This window comes from Nitrospira sp. SG-bin1, from assembly GCA_002083365.1.
Taxonomy (GTDB): Bacteria; Nitrospirota; Nitrospiria; order Nitrospirales; family Nitrospiraceae; genus Nitrospira_D.
Map to the genome: position 1 here is coordinate 1 of LVWS01000001.1, position 19,043 is coordinate 19,043.

At 56.5% G+C, this 19,043-nt stretch carries 19 protein-coding genes; 17 read left to right on the plus strand and 2 right to left on the minus strand.

Annotated features, from left to right (window positions below; all coding sequences use genetic code 11):
• Positions 1 to 202 precede the first annotated feature (202 nt).
• From A4E19_11295 to A4E19_11355, 13 genes are all read left to right on the plus strand, one after another.
• Positions 203 to 1,978, plus strand: coding sequence for an acetolactate synthase catalytic subunit (locus A4E19_11295; protein OQW37970.1), 1,776 nt, complete (start codon positions 203 to 205; stop codon positions 1,976 to 1,978).
• Positions 1,979 to 2,047: 69 nt separating this feature from the next.
• Positions 2,048 to 2,566: an acetolactate synthase small subunit gene (locus tag A4E19_11300; protein OQW37971.1), complete on the plus strand. Its 519-nt coding sequence runs from the start codon at positions 2,048 to 2,050 to the stop codon at positions 2,564 to 2,566.
• A 66-nt stretch (positions 2,567 to 2,632) separates the two neighbouring features.
• Positions 2,633 to 3,646: a ketol-acid reductoisomerase gene (locus A4E19_11305; protein ID OQW37972.1), complete on the plus strand. Its 1,014-nt coding sequence runs from the start codon at positions 2,633 to 2,635 to the stop codon at positions 3,644 to 3,646.
• Positions 3,647 to 3,789: 143 nt separating this feature from the next.
• On the plus strand, positions 3,790 to 4,440 hold the full coding sequence (locus A4E19_11310; GenBank protein ID OQW37973.1) for a hypothetical protein: 651 nt from the start codon (positions 3,790 to 3,792) through the stop codon (positions 4,438 to 4,440).
• The gene (locus A4E19_11315; protein OQW37974.1) at positions 4,437 to 5,243 is read left to right on the plus strand and encodes a hypothetical protein; all 807 of its coding nucleotides are present in this window, start codon (positions 4,437 to 4,439) and stop codon (positions 5,241 to 5,243) included. Before A4E19_11310 ends, A4E19_11315 begins: the two co-directional genes overlap by 4 nt.
• A 493-nt stretch (positions 5,244 to 5,736) precedes the next feature.
• The gene (locus A4E19_11320) at positions 5,737 to 7,284 is read left to right on the plus strand and encodes a 2-isopropylmalate synthase (protein ID OQW37975.1); all 1,548 of its coding nucleotides are present in this window, start codon (positions 5,737 to 5,739) and stop codon (positions 7,282 to 7,284) included.
• Positions 7,285 to 7,383: 99 nt separating this feature from the next.
• Positions 7,384 to 7,710, plus strand: coding sequence for a mannose-6-phosphate isomerase (locus A4E19_11325; GenBank protein OQW38062.1), 327 nt, complete (start codon positions 7,384 to 7,386; stop codon positions 7,708 to 7,710).
• A gap of 35 nt (positions 7,711 to 7,745) precedes the next feature.
• Positions 7,746 to 8,819 carry a 3-isopropylmalate dehydrogenase gene (locus tag A4E19_11330; protein OQW37976.1) on the plus strand — a complete coding sequence of 358 codons (1,074 nt, stop codon included), beginning with the start codon at positions 7,746 to 7,748 and terminating at the stop codon, positions 8,817 to 8,819.
• A 16-nt stretch (positions 8,820 to 8,835) separates the two neighbouring features.
• The gene (locus tag A4E19_11335; protein OQW37977.1) at positions 8,836 to 10,041 is read left to right on the plus strand and encodes a hypothetical protein; all 1,206 of its coding nucleotides are present in this window, start codon (positions 8,836 to 8,838) and stop codon (positions 10,039 to 10,041) included.
• A gap of 7 nt (positions 10,042 to 10,048) precedes the next feature.
• Complete coding sequence (locus A4E19_11340) at positions 10,049 to 11,071, plus strand: aspartate-semialdehyde dehydrogenase (protein ID OQW37978.1); 1,023 nt, start codon at positions 10,049 to 10,051, stop codon at positions 11,069 to 11,071.
• A 48-nt stretch (positions 11,072 to 11,119) separates the two neighbouring features.
• Positions 11,120 to 11,374 carry a hypothetical protein gene (locus tag A4E19_11345; GenBank protein ID OQW37979.1) on the plus strand — a complete coding sequence of 85 codons (255 nt, stop codon included), beginning with the start codon at positions 11,120 to 11,122 and terminating at the stop codon, positions 11,372 to 11,374.
• On the plus strand, positions 11,371 to 12,588 hold the full coding sequence (locus A4E19_11350) for a hypothetical protein (protein ID OQW37980.1): 1,218 nt from the start codon (positions 11,371 to 11,373) through the stop codon (positions 12,586 to 12,588). The genes A4E19_11345 and A4E19_11350 overlap by 4 nt, the downstream gene beginning before the upstream one ends.
• On the plus strand, positions 12,588 to 13,607 hold the full coding sequence (locus A4E19_11355) for a hypothetical protein (protein OQW37981.1): 1,020 nt from the start codon (positions 12,588 to 12,590) through the stop codon (positions 13,605 to 13,607). Before A4E19_11350 ends, A4E19_11355 begins: the two co-directional genes overlap by 1 nt.
• 158 nt (positions 13,608 to 13,765) lie before the next feature.
• Here the strand turns inward: A4E19_11355 and A4E19_11360 are convergent, their stop codons facing one another.
• On the minus strand, positions 13,766 to 14,284 hold the full coding sequence (locus A4E19_11360) for a hypothetical protein (GenBank protein OQW37982.1): 519 nt from the start codon (positions 14,282 to 14,284) through the stop codon (positions 13,766 to 13,768).
• 840 nt (positions 14,285 to 15,124) lie between these two features.
• A complete protein-coding gene (locus A4E19_11365) occupies positions 15,125 to 15,823 on the minus strand; it encodes a hypothetical protein (GenBank protein ID OQW37983.1) in 699 nt (232 codons plus the stop codon).
• A 255-nt stretch (positions 15,824 to 16,078) separates the two neighbouring features.
• Between A4E19_11365 and A4E19_11370 the strand changes: the two genes are divergently transcribed.
• The 4 genes from A4E19_11370 (at position 16,079) to A4E19_11385 (ending at position 19,037) form a co-directional block, all read left to right on the plus strand.
• Entirely contained in the window at positions 16,079 to 16,537 is a 459-nt protein-coding gene (locus A4E19_11370; GenBank protein OQW37984.1) for a hypothetical protein, read from the plus strand.
• A 67-nt stretch (positions 16,538 to 16,604) separates the two neighbouring features.
• Positions 16,605 to 17,654, plus strand: a complete 1,050-nt coding sequence (locus A4E19_11375) for a rod shape-determining protein (GenBank protein ID OQW37985.1) — start codon at positions 16,605 to 16,607, stop codon at positions 17,652 to 17,654.
• A 13-nt stretch (positions 17,655 to 17,667) separates the two neighbouring features.
• Positions 17,668 to 18,540, plus strand: a complete 873-nt coding sequence (locus A4E19_11380; protein ID OQW37986.1) for a rod shape-determining protein MreC — start codon at positions 17,668 to 17,670, stop codon at positions 18,538 to 18,540.
• Complete coding sequence (locus A4E19_11385) at positions 18,537 to 19,037, plus strand: hypothetical protein (GenBank protein ID OQW37987.1); 501 nt, start codon at positions 18,537 to 18,539, stop codon at positions 19,035 to 19,037. The genes A4E19_11380 and A4E19_11385 overlap by 4 nt, the downstream gene beginning before the upstream one ends.
• Positions 19,038 to 19,043: the final 6 nt, after the last annotated feature.

Sequence of the window (19,043 nt, forward strand, 5' to 3'; positions counted from 1 at the left end):
CTTCGTCTTTTACACAGAGAAGATTACATCACCTCCTGAGACCCTTCTATTGACGGTCCCTTGTGAGAATGATACGATCTTGAATCTTTCCCCTTGATTTCAAACACATTTCTGCACGATGATGCGTGTTTCGTGAGGGGTGCCGTTGTAACGGCTCACGGTTGACTGTCAATCGTATGCGTGCGGTCGGAGGGAGGGTGCCATGAAGCTCACCGGTGCTGAAATCTTCATCGAATGCCTGAAGCGGGAAGGAGTGAAGACCATCTTCGCGCTTCCCGGCGGGGTCGTCTTGAAGATCTTCGATACGCTCCACCAACAGAAAGATATTGAAGTGATCTTGACCCGGCATGAACAGGGTGCCGGCCATATGGCGGAAGGCTATGCGAAGGCGACGGGAAAAGCCGGCGTGTGTTTGGTCACCTCCGGCCCCGGTATGACCAACGTCATTACGGCCTTGGCCGATGCCTACATGGATTCTGTTCCAGTGGTCTGTTTCAGCGGCCAAGTACCGACCAGTTTGATCGGGAACGATGCCTTTCAGGAAGCCGATAACGTGGGGTTGAGCCGACCCTGCACGAAGTATAATTTTCTCGTCAAAGACGTGAACGATTTGGCGGCAACGATCAAAGAGGCGTTTTATATCGCAACGACCGGTCGCCCTGGGCCGGTTTTGGTCGACATTCCCAAAGATGTCTCCATGGCCAAAGCTGAATTCACCTATCCGAATTCCGTCTCGATCCGAGGGTACAACCCGACTTACGACGGAAATAAATGGCAGATCAAGCAGGCGGCCGAAGCGATCATGAAAGCCAAGAAGCCGATCCTTTATGTCGGCGGCGGGGTGATCTTCTCGGGAGCCTCCCCGGAGTTGCTCGAATTGGCCGAGATGACCCAGATCCCGGTGGACATGACGTTGATGGGGCTTGGCGCGTTTCCGGGAGAACATCCCTTGTCCATGGGGATGCTCGGGATGCACGGGACCTATCAGGCCAACATGGCCATGCATTATTCGGATTTGGTGATCGCCGTCGGTGCACGGTTTGACGACCGGGTGACAGGAAAAGTGTCGGAGTTTTGTCCCTATGCGAAAGTGATTCACGTCGATATCGATCCGACTTCCATTCGGAAGAACATTCATGTCGACATTCCGATCGTGGGCGACTGTAAGACGGTGCTGCGTGAGCTGAATCAGATCTTGCGCGCGACGGTCAACGGGGAACAGAAAGATCTTCGCAAACCCTGGTGGGATCAGATCCGGGAATGGCAACAGGCCCATCCGTTGACCTATCACCAGGAAAATGACGGGCCGATCAAGCCGCAGCAGGTGGTCAAGCGGCTGTATGAACTGACCAAGGATCGAGATCCCATCGTCTCGACGGATGTCGGACAACACCAAATGTGGGCCGCCCAGTATTTCAAGTTGGCCAAGCCCAACCGCTGGCTCACCTCGGGCGGGCTTGGCACGATGGGGTTCGGATTTCCCGCCGCAATGGGGGCGCAAGCCGCATTCCGGGACCGACTGGTCCTGTGTATTGCGGGAGACGGCAGTGTGCAGATGAACATGCAGGAAATGGCGACCGCTGTCGTGAACAAACTGCCGGTGAAGATCATTGTGCTGAACAATGGGTTCCACGGCATGGTGCGGCAATGGCAGGATCTCTTCTACGAAGGGCGCTATGCGTCGAGCTACCTCGATACCACGCCGGATTTCGTCAAACTGGCCGATGCCTACGGAGCAGTTGGATTGCGGGTGAAGACGATCGGCGACTTGGATGCCGTCCTGAAAGAAGCTTTGGCAACGGATAAGCCCGTCATCGTGGACGTGCCGACCTATCCCTATGAAAATTGTTATCCGATGATCCCGGCCGGCGGCTGCAACCATGAGATGATCCTGGAGGATCCGCCGGAGTTGAAGAAGAAGCAATCCGGTGCGGCAAAGGTGACGCCGGAAGATAAAGATACGGTGCTCACCGCATAAGAGAAAGTGTTGAGCGCCGAGTGAATCGTGTACTCGGTCCTCAGTACTCAGCACACGAGATTAGAAAAGATGGAACACATCATTTCAGTCACCGTTGAAAATAAATTCGGGGTCTTGTCACGAGTCGCAGGGCTCTTCAGCGGCCGTGGATTCAACATCGAGAGCTTGTCGGTCGCCCCGACGCTCGATCCGTCCATGTCGCAGATGACGATTGTGACGTCGGGTGACGAGCGGATCATCGAGCAGATCGTGAAGCAGTTGAATAAACTCATCGACGTCATCAAAGTCGTGGATTTGAACGAAACGGAGTTTGTTTCACGAGAGACGGCGATCATCAAGGTGCACACGAAGGATGCGGATCGGGCCGAGGCGCTCAGAATCGTGGATATCTTTCGAGCAAACGTGATCGATTCGACACCGAGCACGTACACTATCGAGGTCTCGGGTGACCCCAAGAAGATTGAAGCGATCATCAACTTGCTTCAGCCGCTCGGGATCAAAGAGTTGGTCCGCACCGGACGCGTGGCCGTCGCCCGGGAACCGGTCCGTCCGGCTGCGATTCAAGCGAAGAAGGTGGCCCGCGACTGATATTCTGCTTCGTGCGTCAGTTTTGCTAGATAGCTCTATGCTGGTAAGATGAGAGAAAGGGGCGTCATGAAAATTTACTATGATAAGGATGCCGATATTCAGCAGATCCGAAACAAGACCGTGGCCGTGATCGGCTACGGCAGCCAGGGCCATGCCCATGCGCTCAACCTGAAAGAAAGCGGTGTGTCGGTCGTGATTGGGTTGCGTGAGGGTGCCTCGTGGAAAAAAGCCGAACAGAGCGGACTCAAGGTCATGCCCGTCGCGGATGCCGTGAAGACGTCCGATGTCGTGATGATTTTGGCGCCCGATGAAGCCCAAGCCGCTATCTATCGGCAGGAGGTGGCGCCCAATCTTAAGGCAGGATCCTATTTGGCGTTCGGACATGGTTTCAATATTCACTTCGGGCAGATTGTGCCGCCGGCCTCCGTCAACGTCTTCATGGTTGCTCCCAAGGGCCCAGGACATCTCGTCCGTTCCGAGTACATGAAGGGCAGCGGGGTGCCGTGCCTCCTGGCGATCCATCAGGATCCCAGCGGGACCACGAGGCAGGTAGGATTGGCCTACGCAAGTGCGATCGGCGGTGGACGCGCCGGTGTCATCGAAACGAATTTTCGCGAGGAAACCGAGACCGATCTCTTCGGTGAACAGGCCGTGCTCTGCGGCGGCTTGACGTCGTTGATCCAAGCCGGGTACGAGACGCTGGTCGAAGCCGGGTACTCGCCGGAGATGGCCTACTTCGAGTGTTTGCATGAGGTGAAGCTCATCGTCGATTTGATTTATCAAGGCGGGATCGCCAACATGCGCTACTCGATCAGCACGACGGCGAAATACGGGGATGTGACCAGAGGTCCTCGCGTGGTGACTGAACAGACGAAGCAGGAGATGAAAAGGATTCTCGAAGAAATCCAGACAGGACGGTTTGCCAAAGAATGGGTCTTGGAGAATCAAGCCAATCGACCGGTGTACAATGCGCTCCTTGCCAAAGGAGAAGCCCATCCCATCGAAGCCGTCGGAGCGAAGCTTCGGGGGATGATGCCGTGGCTTAAGAAAGATCAGTTGGTTGATAAAACCAAGAACTAGGGATGGTTGAAACAGACTGTCGGTGTCGTTTTTGTATCGTGCAACGGTTCTGCGAAGCGCTATGGCATGTGCGTCGTCGGCTCACTGCTGCAACTGTGCTGGATAGCTCGTTCGAACACCTCTCGTAGAGTGAGGCAAATTCTGTGGCGGATCGTGCAGTCGGTATCCCCTTTGCCAAAGAAGGAATTCCCTTCATCGCGGTGCCCGCCGGCATTACACTATTGACTGCATCGCTGGGCTGGCCGGTCGTCGCATGTGTCGGTGCCGTCGCGACGGTGTTCTCTGCCTGGTTCTTTCGCAATCCAGCCAGAGTCATACCGCAGGGTCCCAATCTGGTGGTGGCTCCCGGCGATGGGAAAGTCATCGCCATCGAAGAAGAGTTCGAGCCACGCTACTTGAAAGAGCGCAGTGTGCGGCTTACGATTTTTTTGAATGTTTTCGATGTCCACATCAATCGGATGCCTTGTGACGGAGTGGTCGAGGATGTGCAGTACCAACCGGGTCTGTTCCTGGTCGCCAGCAAGCCGGAAGCGACGTTGCGGAACGAACAGAACGCCGTGATGATCAAGACAGGCGACGGTATCAAGGTGTTGTGTGTGCAAGTGGCGGGCTTGATCGCCCGGCGCATCGTGTGTTGGATCTCGCCGCGGGACCGGGCGATCCGAGGCGAACGGTATGGGTTGATTCGTTTTGGGTCGCGTATGGATACCTTTCTGCCGATCGGCACGAAGATTCGCGTGGCGGTGGGCGATCGTGTGAACGGCGGTGCCACCATCATTGGAGAGTTGCCATGAAGACGGCAGGCTTCAAAAATTCGTTTGGGAAAGACGGGAAACGGCGGAAAGCCGCCATGCATCTCATTCCGAACCTGTTCACCACAGGGAATTTGTTTTGCGGCGTCTTTGCGATCCTGTCCGTCTTCAACGCCAACTATGTGGAAGCGGCCATCGCGATTCTCGTCGCGATGATTTTCGACGTTCTGGACGGGAAGTCGGCCAGATTGACCAACAGTACGAGCCAGTTCGGGCTGGAGTATGACTCGCTGTCAGATGTTGTGTCATTCGGCGTCGCACCGGGCCTGTTGATCTATTCGTGGGCGTTGAGCGGACAAGGGACGTTCGGGGTGGCCGTCATGTTCGCCTATGTGGCCATGGGAGCCGTGCGGTTAGCGCGATTCAACTCGACCGTTGCGCTGTCAGACGGCAAGTACTTTACCGGTTTGGCTATTCCGGCCGCCGCCGGGGTGGTGGCGTCCCTCGTGGTCTTCGATCATTACCTTCTCAAGATGGGAGGGGACGTCAGGCCGATCGTGGTCCTGCTCATGACGCTGGCACTCTCCTTTTTGATGGTCAGCACGATCAAATATCGTAGTTTCAAGGAACTGAAATTCAAAGGGCACCGGCAGATTACCTACCTGGTCTGGGGTATTCTGACGCTGATGCTGGTGGCAGCCTGGCCGGCGGTTATGTTATTTGTCATCTTCGCCGGCTATGCGTTGATGGGTCCGGTCGAAAAAGTTTTTTCACTGATTGCTCCGGCCGCCGGGAAAAAGGGTATCGGAAAGGTAGAACCTCCGCCGATCGAATCGAACTCATAACCGGCGGACGACAATGGGAGGAACGGTAGGGTTGTGAGCGGCGAAGACGAGGAGTAGTACGCGAGTCGTCTAGAAATTAGGGCGGTGCAGATGCTGAAGAGAGCTGGTGGGTGGTGCAAACCAGCCTAGACGTCGCCGAACTCGCCTCCGAGCCGAATCTCCGAACGTGAAGTAGGAGATTCCGTCTTGCCTCCGTAAGAGGCAGAATGAAGGGTTTGATGACCCGCCGGTCATCGGGCTAAATCAGGGTGGTACCACGGAGTGCGTGAAGCCTTCGTCCCTGGATACGACGGGATGAGGGCTTTTGTTTTTTACAAGCTGCTGAAAAAGCCTTCCCGCTCGTTCTCATTCGCGTGCCTTCCAGCGACGTATCGAAGGTACGCCTCAATCGTCCCGCTCCTTGCGGCCCTGAGAGGGAGTAGGCGTATCTCGGTGCGCTGGATGGGCGGGTGAGAAAGTAGGACTTTTGAGCAGCTTGTATCGGAGGTTGAGCATGGCACGCATGATCAGAATTTTCGATACGACCTTGAGAGACGGTGAGCAATCGCCCGGCGCCAGTATGAACGTAGAAGAAAAAGTCATGGTGGCCAAACAACTGGCCCGGCTCGGCGTCGATATCATTGAAGCGGGATTTGCTTATAGTTCGCCTGGAGATTTCGAGGCGGTGCGGCGGATCGCACAGGAAGTCGAAGGACCGACGATCTGTAGTTTGGCGCGGGCCCGCCCCGAAGATATCGATCGGGCATGGGAGGCCTTGAAAGGGGCCCCGAAAGTCCGCATCCATACGTTCCTCTCCACGTCGGATATTCATTTGAAGCATCAATTTCGGATGACGAGGGAACAGGCCAAGCAGCGTGCCGTGGAAATGGTCCGGCGGGCGCGAGGGTATGTCGATGATGTTGAATTTTCTCCCATGGATGCCAGCCGATCGGATCCCTCGTTCCTCTACGAGGTCATTGAGGCGGTCATCGCCGCCGGAGCCGGCACCGTGAATATCCCGGATACGGTCGGGTACGCCGTCCCACAAGAATTCGGCGCCCTGATCGAGGGGATTTGCAACAAGGTTCCCAATGCCAAACAAGCCGTAATTTCCGTCCATTGCCACAACGATCTGGGTGTCGCGGTGGCGAACAGCTTGGCGGCGATCATGAATGGAGCGGGCCAGGTGGAATGTACGATCAATGGCATCGGGGAGCGAGCGGGCAACACGTCTTTGGAAGAAATTGTCATGGGTCTTCGGACAAGGAAGGATTTCTACCAGGCTGATACCAGGATCCGGACCGAAGAGATTGCGAAGACCAGCCGCCTGGTCAGCAAGATCACGGGGATGGTGGTGCAGCCCAATAAGGCGATCGTGGGGGCGAACGCCTTTGCCCACACGTCAGGCATTCATCAGGATGGCTTGCTCAAAGAGAAGACGACCTATGAAATCATGCGCCCGGAATCGATTGGATTGGTTGAAAGCCAGATGGTGATGGGCAAGTTGTCCGGGCGTCATGCCTTTCGGCAGCGTTTGGAGGAGTTGGGGTACAAGCTCGGCGAAGTGGAAGTCAACCACGCCTTCGAGCGGTTTAAAAAACTTGCCGATCAAAAGAAAGAGATCTTTGAGGAGGATCTCGAAGTCATTGTCTCCGAAGAGTTGTCGAAAATGGCCGAGCGCATCGCCTTAAAGACGCTTCGGGTGTCGAGCGGAACGGATCAGGTTCCAGCCGCCACGGTCGAACTGGAAATCGACGGCACCTCCGTCGTTCAAACCGGGACCGGCGATGGGCCTGTGGATGCCGTGTACCGTACTATTGCGGCCATGACACAGACGAAGAGCAAGTTGCTGATGTATGTCGTGAAGGCCATCACCGGTGGGACCGACGCACAGGGCGAAGTGTCAGTGCGGGTGCAAGAAGATGGTCGGACGGTCACAGGTCACGGCGCCGACACCGATATCATCACGGCCTCTGCTCGAGCCTATATCAGCGCCCTGAATAAGCTGGCCTACCTGGCGACGAAACAGGCCCAAGGGGAACAGAAGGTGAACTTGATTTGACGCGGAAGTCCACGGTACAGTTTTATCTTTTCGTGATGCGGTTTGGACTAAGGGGGCTTATCGGTGTTCAAAGTGACGCTGGCGGATAGGCCCGAGTTCATGGCCGAGGACGATACTCATTTGCGGGAGATTTTTCACCCTGCCAAGCATCAGCTCAAACTGAATTATAGTCTTGCCCACGGGACATTACCGTTCGGCCAACGCTCGAAGCGCCATGTGCTGGCCTCGTCGGAGGTCTATTACTTCATCGCAGGACGGGGCCGCTTCACGATCGACGACCACGTCACCACGATCGAAGCCGGAACGACTGTCTATGTGCCCCCGGGAGGACAACAGTTCGTCGAAAATACCGGAGAGACCGATATCGAGTTTCTGTGCCTCGTCGATCCGGCCTGGCGGCTTGAGGACGAAAGGATCCTGGAATAGGCCTTGAGCCGAATGAGTCATCGAAAGGAGCAACCGTGAAGGCCAAGATTGCCGTGCTGGCCGGTGACGGAGTCGGGCGCGAAATCGTTCCCGAAGCCGTGAAGGTCCTGAAGGTCATTGCCGAGAAGTACGGGCACTCGTTCGAGTTTGCGGCAGCCGACATCGGCGGGCAGGCGCTCGACAAGTTCGGGGTACCGCTGCCGAAGGACACATTGGCGCTTGCCAAACAAAGCGATGCCGTCCTGCTGGGAGCCGTCGGAGGACCTCGATGGGAGGGATTGGAGTATAGCCTGCGACCGGAGCGCGCATTGCTCGGCATCCGGGAAGCCTTGGGGCTCTATGCCAACTTGAGGCCGGCCAAGCTCTATTCGAATTTGGTGGATGCCTCCACGTTGAAGCGCGAAGTTGTCGAGGGAATCGATATCCTCGTGATCCGTGAGCTCACCGGCGGCATTTATTTCGGCAAGCCGAAGGGAATCGAAAAGCTGCCGAACGGCGACGAGCGCGGGGTCAATACGGAAGTCTATTCCACGGAAGAAGTCCGGCGGATCGCCAAGGTAGCATTCGAGGCGGCGCGGAAGCGGCGTAAGAAGGTCACTTCTGTCGACAAAGCGAATGTCTTGGAGTCGTCCGAGCTGTGGCGCAAGGTGGTCATCGACGTCCACGCGTCTTATCCCGATGTCGAACTGGGACATATGTACGTGGATAACGCGGCAATGCAATTGGTGCGGAATCCGCGACAATTCGACGTGCTGCTCTGTAACAACATGTTCGGAGACATTTTGAGCGATGAAGCCGCGATGCTGACCGGTTCGATCGGAATGTTGCCTTCGGCGAGTATCGGGGCCAAGGTCGGTCTCTTTGAGCCGATTCACGGAAGCGCGCCGGACATTGCCGGAAAGAATATTGCCAATCCCATCGCCACAATCTCATCGGCCGCCATGATGTTGTCGTATGCCTTTCAACTCGATAAAGAAGCGGACGCGATCGAACAGGCCATCGTGAAAACGCTCGACCTGGGCTATCGGACCAAAGATATTCAGAGCCCAGGAGCGAAGATCGTCGGCACCGTGGAGATGGGCGAGGCCATTGTCCGCAACTTGAACTAGTCACCAGTTCTAGATCATGACCGCCATTCTTTCCACATGGATGATCAGCACGCTCGCCGGCAACGGCGAATGTGGTTGTTCGGGAGACGGAGGATCTTCAAGAGAGGCTCGTTTGAACGAGCCGAAGGGCGTGGCGATCGATGTCCATGGCCATGTCTATGTGGCCGACTCGGAAAATCATGTCGTTCGCAAAGTCGATCGAGCGACCGGGGTCATCTCAACGGTAGCCGGCACGTCCGGCGAGGAGTGCATGCGTTCATCCGCACGGGACACATCCAGCCAGTCCATGGATGAAGACCCCTTGGCCGATGGCGCGGGCGAAATCAGTTCAATAAAGTTCACCCAGCAAGCCGATCTGAGCGGCACCGTCCGGTATTGGACGAATCAAGCGGACATCTCTATCAAGCGGTACGGCGGCGATGGTGGGCTTGCAATAGGCGCGCAACTGAATTTTCCTACGGCAGTTGCCGTGGATCGGGCGGGGAATGTCTATATTGCGGATACGATGAACCATCGCGTGCGGATGGTAAATGCGATAACCGGTATCATCATGACCGTGGCTGGAACAGGTCAAGCACGATTCTCAGGCGATGGGGGGCCAGCTGACCAGGCTGCACTCAATGAACCGGCGGCGCTGGCGGTGGACGACAGGGGCCGGCTTTATATCGCCGATCAAAGCAATCATCGTGTACGGGTGGTCGATCTCAAGACCGGTGTGATTCGGACAATGGCTGGAACCGGGCATGCGACGTACGACGGAGATGGGAAGCATGCGATTGACACGTCCCTCGCGGGCCCCAGCGGATTGGCGCTGGCGGGCAACCGATTGTATGTCGCGGATACCTTTAACGGCAGAGTCCGATGCGTCGACCTCACATCGGGTTTGATGACCACGGTGGCCGGCGATGGAGGAGCCTATCGGTACGAATCGCCGTCGGAGACACCGTCAGCCAGCCTTTCACGGCCGACGGGGATCGCAGTCGATCATGAAGGGCGTCTGTTTCTGACCGATTCAGACAATCACCTCGTCCGACAGTGGGATTGGGAATCGGGTAGGGCATTCTGCCTGGCAGGGCAAGGGGTCCCCTGCTATTCCGGCGACGGCGGCGTCGCCCAGAAAGCCGGTTTGTGTTATCCATTCGGCATCGTTGCGGATCGCGACGGGACGTTGCTGGTGGCCGACACCTTCAATCATCGTATTCGCGTGTTGGCAGTGGAGTAGAGGCTTCATGATCAAGAAGAAACCAGGGTATACGGTGGCCATTCTTGGCGCCACCGGTGCGGTGGGGAAGGAAACGCTTGAGATCTTGGAGGAGCGGAAATTTCCGTTGACGAGCCTCCGGCTCTTCGCGTCCAAGCGGTCGGCCGGTGAAATGATGGTATGTCAGGGAAAGGAGTGGACGGTTGAAGAACTGACCGAATCCGCATCGTTCGAGGGAGTTGACCTGGCGTTCATTTCTGCGACGGATGCCATCAGCAAAGATTATGGTCAGCGACTGGGAGCCGCCGGGATTGCGGTGATCGACGATAGTGCCGTGTTTCGCATGGATGAGCAGGTTCCCTTGGTGGTGCCGGAGGTGAACGCCGCGGCGTTACGCACCATGCCTCGGGGAATCGTCTCCATTCCCAACTGCACGACGACACCGTTGGTCATGGCCCTTAAACCGCTTCACGATGCGGTGGGGGTCAAGCGGGTGGTGGTGACGACCTTTCAATCGGTCTCGGGGACCGGTGCGGCGGCCATGGACGAATTGATGGATCAAACGAAAGACTTGCTCGCGTTTCGCGACGTCACTTCCAAGGTCTATCCCTACCAAATCGCCTTCAATCTCTTGCCGCACATCGGGTCGTTCAACGAGGGAGGGGACTGTTCGGAGGAAGTGAAGATCGCGAAAGAGACCCGTAAGATTCTCAACGCGCCAGCGCTTCGGGTGACGGCGACGACGGTGCGTGTGCCCGTGTTGCGCTGTCACTCCGAGGCCATCAACGTGGAATTGGAGCGTCCGATGAAGGCGAATGACGCGCGTGCGGCGCTCGCCGCCATGCCCGGCGTGATCGTGTACGACGATCCGGTGAAGAAACTGTACCCGATGCCGCTCGATGCGACCGGAAAAGACGAAGTCTACATCGGCCGTGTACGGGAAGATGAATCGATCGCACACGGTCTGAACCTTTGGGTGGTGTCCGACAATCTTCGCAAAGGAGCCGCGCTGAACGCCATTCAGATCGCGGAATGCCTCGTGAACGGCTAGCGCCGTGTATTGCGTCGTCAGATACGCGGTGGAGTGAGATGTACATCGATGCCGGAATGGACCACATTCGGCAAGGTTTTGATCGGGATCGGGCTCGGCATTGTCGTGCTTGGGGTGCTGCTGGTCGTCGTGGACCGGATTCCGGGGTTAGGAAGCGCCTTCAGTTGGCTCGGCAAGCTTCCGGGCGATATCTCCATCAAACGTGACAACTTCAGTTTCTATTTCCCCATCGCGACAAGTATTGTCCTCAGCATCCTGCTGAGTCTGCTATTCTATCTCGTAGGATGGCTCTTTCGCCGATGATAGCCGCACGGCTCTGGGCCGGCGCAGCGGGATTCGGAATCTGCCTTGGCTCGGTCATGGCGCCGGAGGCTCACGCGGCGCGATCGATTCGCGTGTTGTTGGCTTCCGATGTCCAGCAGTTGGAAGTTCGAAGCGATCAGACCATTTGGGTGACGGACGAACACGATCAGGCATGGTCCTATCACCCGTCTCTGCGGATCAAGGTACGTGGTCATGCGCTGATCCTCAACGGCAAAGCGGTGGTGACCGACCAATTGACGCTACGGGCCGGAAATCACGATCTCAAACTTTGGCTGAGCGAGAACGGTAAGAGAACGGCGCTGCATGCAAGCGAGGATAAGGGCGGACTGCAAGTCAGTGGAGTGATCCAGCTCGTTCGGCGCGGAAAAGGCCGACTCCTCGTCAATCATGTCGACTTGGAAGAATATGTGAAAGGCGTGGTGCCAGCGGAAGTGAATTCGGCCTGGCATCCGGAGATGCTGAAGGTGCAGGCCGTCGCCGCCCGGACCTACGCGCTGTATCAGCACATGCTGAGCTCCGCACGAAGCTATGATGTGGTGGCGGGGATTCAAGACCAGGTCTATCGCGGCCGTCACGGCATCGACACGCGGGTCGTCGAGGCGGTGGAATCCACGAGAGGATTGGTCGTGACCTACCAAGGGGCGCCGATTTATGCGGCGTTCTCTTCAACGGCAGCCGGGGTTACGGAAGACGCCATGACAGTGTGGTCGAAGGATCTTCCGTATTTGAAGGGGGTCGAATGCCCCTTCGACCTCGAATCTCCGTACTATCAGTGGAAAGCATCCGTGAAAACGGATGTGCTGGAAAAGAACTTGCGGCAACAAGGATTCACGGTGGGAACAATCTCGGCGATCATGCCGCATGCCTATAGCCGAGCCGGACGAGTGGCGACATTACGGATCATGCACTCGACCGGGGAATTGATGGTCCGTGGCGAAGATTTACGCAAGGCCGTGGGATATACTGTGGTGCCCAGCACGCAATTTACCGTTGAGTCGATCGGGGAGGATATCGTCTTCTCTGGTTACGGAGCCGGTCACGCAGTCGGTCTTTGCCAGTGGGGCGCGAAAGAGTTGGCTGAATTGGGGTATTCGTTTTCGAGCATCCTGGGCTATTACTATCCTGGGACGGAGCTCCGGGATGCCTCATTGACTCAGGCTCCTCCCCCTCCTTCGGCCCCTCCTCCTTCCTGATGCAACTCTCCGAGTTCGACTTTCCCTTCGATCCATCCCTGGTCGCGTCGGAGCCGGTAAGCCCTCGTGATTGCGCTCGGTTGCTGCTCCTTGATCGCCATGCTGACCGGCTTGTGCATCGCCGCGTCTCTGATCTGCCGTGCCTGCTGCATCCGGGCGATCTGCTGGTCGTGAATGACACGAAGGTTTTGGCCGCGCGAGTGTCAGGAATCAAAAAACCGACCGGAACCCCCGCCGATGTGTTGTTTGTGAAAGACCTCGGTGAGGGTCGGTGGGAGGTCATGGTCAAAGGCACCTTCCATATAGGCCAGGTTATCGAATTCGACCAACAATCCCGTGCCACCATCGTGAAGCGTGATGCCACGGGGACTGAAGTGGTGGTGGATAGCTCGCGGACGGTCACACGATTATTTGATGCACGAGGGGTGATGCCGCTTCCTCCATATATCAAACGTGCCTCGACTCAGGACGATCATCGTTGGTACCAGACGGTCTTTGCGAAACACGCCGGAGCGATCGCCGCTCCGACTGCCGGGCTCCATTTCACGGAAGAACTATTGGGACGGTTGCGTGATACAGGGGTTCCCGTTGCCGCAGTCACGCTCCATGTCGGCCCTGGCACGTTTAAGCCGGTGACGACCGAGCAGATCGAGGATCACCAGATGGGAACAGAAACGTGCATCATCAGCGAAGAGACTGCGAAGGCAATTCAGGAAACCAAACAGGCCGGCGGTCGAGTAGTGGCCGTTGGCACTACAGTCGTCCGCACTCTTGAAACGGTTGCGAATGAAAAGGGGGAAATCGTTCCAATGTCGGGCGAAAGCCGGCTCTTCATCACACCGGGATTCAAGTTCAAGGTTGTCGACGCCCTCATGACGAACTTTCACCTACCGAGGACCACGTTATTGATGCTGGTCTCAGCCTTTGCGGGAATCGAGCCGATTCGCAGAGCTTACGAAGAAGCGGTCAAAGAGCGCTATCGCTTCTACAGCTACGGCGACGCGATGCTGATTCTTTGAATCTCAATAGCGCGCGATAAGATGTCGGTTCTCTTCATGAGCGACGTCGCATCAGTGGTCATAAGGCTGAGTTGGGCAAACATTCGTTGCAATGTGACAGGTTATTGCTCAGAAGGTCCCCCACTTGCTTTAAGGATAGGAATTAGTTTTTCAGTGATTTAAGGTAGATTCTGGCAGAACAGATCGACGGTTTTGCGGAATAGGAAGAGGGCTGTATCCTGGGGTGAGGCTGCGAGAGCTGAGTGGGCGTTAGTACGAATGTCCGCAGCGCTGATCCGGTGCTGTCGGGCGACAAGTAAGGCGTCTTCTAAATCCACATCGGTGCCCCGGCGTAGTTTCGCGAGAACGAAATCAATCGGTGTGAGGATACGAATGCGGAGATTTGATTGCTGAACCAGCACCGTAGCCCGGTCTCGGTAGCCTGGAGGCATTGCCACGATCGACCAGCCTGAAAAGTTTTGCGTCAGATCCGCCGGTACCTGTGCGTTGGTCAGAAAATCCAATAAGCTACCAATCGAGCCTGCTACTTCAGCATCCACATCGCGAGTGGCGCGACCGGCAATCCCATAGGCCGGTAATGCCAGTGCACCGATGAGAAGAAGATCAAGCGTTTCCCCAGACTCGGTGACATAGCGCGTTAACAGGGTAACCAGTTGGTCAAGGGTGAGAGTGGACAAAGTAGAGTGCCTCAGCAAAGGTCCGGTAATCCCGAGCGTCAATCGGTCCAGAGGTGGTCGGGAGAGGTGCACGGTTCAAGACGAATGTGATGAGTCGTCGATAGTGCGTATACCATCGGCATGCTGTCAGGTATGCCGCATGCACGGCGGGTTCCGAGCTCCAAGGCGTAAGGTCCAGCTGGTCATTGACCAGAATTTCAAGCCAAAGGACGCGCCGACCACGGGCCGTACGTATAGCTTCCTCAATAGAAGACGTGCCCAAGTAAGCAGGTAACAACCGCAAGTTGGGAACTGTTTGCGATGCTGTGTAAGATGGAGTCATAGGTGCAGTGTAGCATAGCCGTATCAAAATGGAGAGCTGCAGGCGACTCCAGAGGGCCAGTTGAAGAGCGTTGAAGTGCTGTTCACCTTCCGCGGACTACGCTACTTATCCTGGTCTCGGCTTGGCCGGAATTGCCGATTCGCAGGGCCTACGAAGAAGCGGACAAAGAGCGGCATCGCTTCTACAACTACGGCGACGCGATGCTGATTCTGTAGCAGGATGCTGAAAAGTCTGCCAGCGTCGTTCTCGCGTCGCTCAGATAAAGATCACGACTCACTGCCAAGACACTGGTGCTCACCAACTCGCGCCCGTCCGCAAAGATGACGCTTGTTATTCTTCTCGTCGTTGACCTTGATGCGACCGTGCTCGACAGTCTTCGGACCTGCATGTTCGATTCTTGGTATTGTTGAAGCCGTCAGAATGTCAAAGCACCTTGATGGTGCAGGAGAAGAAAAACATAAGATCTAAGGAGTTTCCCCTCAGTTCTCCAGCGAAGAAGAGGCACTGTGGGAGTACAATTACAGCAGCTCCCGACGGATGGTGATGGGCAGCTTGGCTTTCATGGACTGTTGAAAGGCGACCAAGGCTCGTTGCTGTTTCTGCAACAGCATATCATCCAGCACCCGCTGCTTAGCTTCTGCCGCCTTAGCTGGGTCGGAGTCTTGTGGTCTGGTCATGAGAGACTGCCCTTCAGCGATCTCTTCGGGGGTGAGCGCAACGGAATCCCGAACGATCATTCGCGCTTTATTGGCCAGGACTTCCTGGTGTTGAATCGCCTCAAACGCAGCCGGAGTGAGATGATTGGCGGCGAGAATGCGGCGATAGAGTTCCGGGTCGAAGGCTCCGTTTTTCTGGAACACCGGAGTTTGCATGATCAGTTCGCGTAAATCGGCATCCGAGACCCGCACACCCATTTCTTCGGCTGCAATAATCCATACACGGCTGTCGACGAGCTGTCCAATGACGAAGTCCTTGAACTCTTCATCTTTGAACTCCGTCTTGACGTTTTCCTTATAGATGCGGTGCATGTTTTCGTAGGTGCGCTTGAATTCATCGAGCGAGACGGATTGCTCTCCAACCTTGGCCACGGGTCCGCCGGTCTGTTCCCCGAAGCCCCACCAACCCATCGTAATGACGAAGGCTATGGCGAGAATGCCCATGATGGATTTAAGCAACCACGGATAGTTGTGTGCGGCGTTGCGCATGGTCTTAATCATCTGAATCCTCTTCCCTTTGTGAAGCCAACAGTGTACTTATGGGCAGGACGGAAGGCAAGACCAGCTCCGATCAGTGGGAGGCGAGGAAATGAGGACGTGATGTCCGAGACTGTGTAGAGCCACCGCGTTTCTTTGGAGGAGTCATGAGAGCAGGCGGGATGGCCATCGTCGGCCAACTCCGCGAAGAAGATTGCTCTTTGTTTGTGCAAGTTGACGAATTTTGTTATACTTTGCCACTAATTAGAAGGAGTTCCCTTGATAGGGGAGGGGCGATCTTCGACGGCGCTGGAAACAAGAATCTATCCGAAGGCCCATGTCCTCAATCGATTCATCGCGAAATTAATTGATCTGTTCATTGTCGTCGCTGCAGGGGAAATCGCTCCTCCGGTCGGCTTTCTTTCCGGCTTGACCTACATCTTGATTGCCGATGGGTTCGCAGGTGGAAAAAGTATCGGCAAACGGTTGGTTGGTCTCCAAACCATGCGATCGGATGGGCGGGATCCGGCGGGCTTCCGAGAATCGATCATTCGAAATCTTCCGTTGGGTGGCGCACAGATCGCCTATGCGGTCCCGTACATTGGATGGCTCGTGTCGTTGGCCATACTCGCGTTTGAGAGTTTTCTGATCATTGGGAATGAGCAGGGTCGTCGGCTCGGTGATGAAGTGGCAAGGACGCATGTGTTGGATGCCGGTCAACTTGCAGTCCCGGATTAAATAAGTCGCACATGAAGCACACAGGCCTGGCGCAGGATCGTCCGGCCAATATGAAGGGAGAGACGCCGTGGGGTTTCCGGGAGATGTATTCGGTTGGTTTTCCGATGACCTGGCCATTGACTTAGGCACCGCCACCACGCTCGTGTATGTCCACGGCAAGGGGATCGTTCTGAACGAGCCCTCGGTCGTCGCGGTTGAAAAGAAAAGCGAGAAAGTGCTGGCAGTGGGAGCCGACGCGAAGAAGATGCTCGGCCGCACACCCGGCAATATCATCGCGGTTCGGCCGATGAAGGAAGGGGTGATCGCCGATTTCGAGATGGCCGAGCAGATGCTGAAACATTTCATCCGGAAGGCGCACAATCGCAGCGCATTCGTGCGGCCTCGCATCATCATCGGGGTGCCCTCCCGCATCACGCAGGTGGAACAACGTGCCGTACGTGATTCGGCGGAACTGGCGGGCGCGCGCGAGGTCTATCTGATCGAAGAGCCCGTCGCCGCGGCGATCGGCTCGGGGTTGCCCATTACGGAGCCCTCGGGCAACATGGTCGTCGATGTGGGAGGCGGCACGACGGACATCGCCGTCATCTCGCTGGGCGGGATCGTGTACAGCGAGTCCGTCAAGGTCGCCGGCGATCGGATGGACGAAGCGATCATGAATTACATCAAGAAAAAGTACAATCTGCTCATCGGTGAACATATGGCGGAGCGGATCAAGTTTGAAATCGGATCCGCCTATCCGTTCGAAGAACGGAAGACCATGATGATCAAGGGGCGTGATTTGATCTCGGGCATTCCCCGTACGCTGGTCATCGACGATGCCGAAGTTCGTGAAGCGTTGCAGGAGCCCATTGGAACGATCGTGAACGCGATCAAGATTGCTCTGGAAAACACCCCGCCGGAGCTGGCCGGGGACATCATCGACCGCGGGATCGTGTTGACTGGGGGAGGGTCCCTCCTGAAGGGGATGGACACGCGATTCCGGGAAGAAACGAACTTACCGATCATTACGGTGGACGATCCGTTGACCTCCGTGGTGTTGGGGGTCGGCAAGATTCTCGATGAGCTGGATCTCCTCCGAAAGGTATCGGTCATGTCTCAGGCGAACAACCTCCGGTAAGGTCCCATCCCTCATGCGGATGGTCAATTTACGCGCACCGTACAGCGCTCGGCGTGTCGCCCTCGTCCTGGCCGTCATTTTCGTGATCGGCTTCCTGCTTCTCCCAGGCCCGCTTCAAAATGTCTTTCAGCAGGTGGGCGGTCCCTTCGGATGGATCATCAGTTGGCCTTTCCAAGCCGTGGCCGGCATTCATGATCGGATCTCGAATGTCTGGGGACGATACGTGGCGCTCCAAGGAGTGGAGGAAGACAATCAACAATTGAGGAGAGAGCTGGATCTGCTCAAGGAACAAAACGGGCAACTGCGAGAAGCCTCCGCGGCGACGGAACGGCTCTCGGCCCTGCTGGAATTCAAGAAACAAGCCCTTCCCACATCCGTAGCCGCCCAAGTGATCGGGCGTGATACCGGCAATTGGTATAAAACGATCATTCTGAACAAGGGAACGTCCGATGGGCTTCAGTCGGACCAGGGAGTGATTACGCCGGCGGGCGTGGTCGGGCGCATCGTCAAGACCACGGCCTCCACCGCCGTCGTCCTGCTCGTGACGGATCCCAACAATGCGATCGCCGGGCTCATTCAACGCACGAGGGATGAAGGAATCGTGGAAGGGACGACAGAGGGACAGGCCCGGCTCAAATACATTCCGTTGTTGTCCAACGCACGGCCCGGCGATCATGTCGTCACATCGGGATTGGTCGGTGGGTTCCCACGCGGGATACCGATCGGCACGATCACCAGAATCGACAAGGAGGAAGAAGCGTTGTTCCAATCCGCGGAACTTTCTCCGGAGGTCGATCCGACTCGGGTGGAAGAAGTGTTGGTCATTCGATCGTCCTTTCTTCCGACCGAAGGGGAGCGGCTGAGCATTCCGAAGCCCAAGCCATGAAAGCGCTCATCTATTTTTCCGTGATCGTCGGTCTCGTGCCGGCGCAGTCCGTCCTCCTGCCGTATGTCAGTCTGTGGGGCGTGAAGCCGGATCTCGGCTTCGTGGCGGTCTGTTTGATCGGTCTGGTGGCAGGGGAGCTGGACGGACTTTTGGTTGGCCTTGCACTCGGATGGGCGATGAGTTTGTTCTCAGCCCAAGACCTGCTTTCCGGGGTGATCATCAAGGGGTCCGTGGGGTATCTGGCCGGCATCCTGGGCCGGCAGGTGGTCTACCTGAGTCCCATCGTCCTTGTTCTCGGGTTACTGATCGTCTCGTGCCTGCTGGGCTTGATCACTCCCCTGATTCTGAAACTGAGCGCGCAACAAGACGTATGGTGGGCTGTCTGGACCGTGGTGCTGCCGCAAGCCTGCCTGGATGCCGTCATCGGAGGAGTGATCTACTGGGTGATGTGGAGTCGATTGAATATCGAGCAGTTGATGTCCGAGTCTCGAATGTAGGCGTGC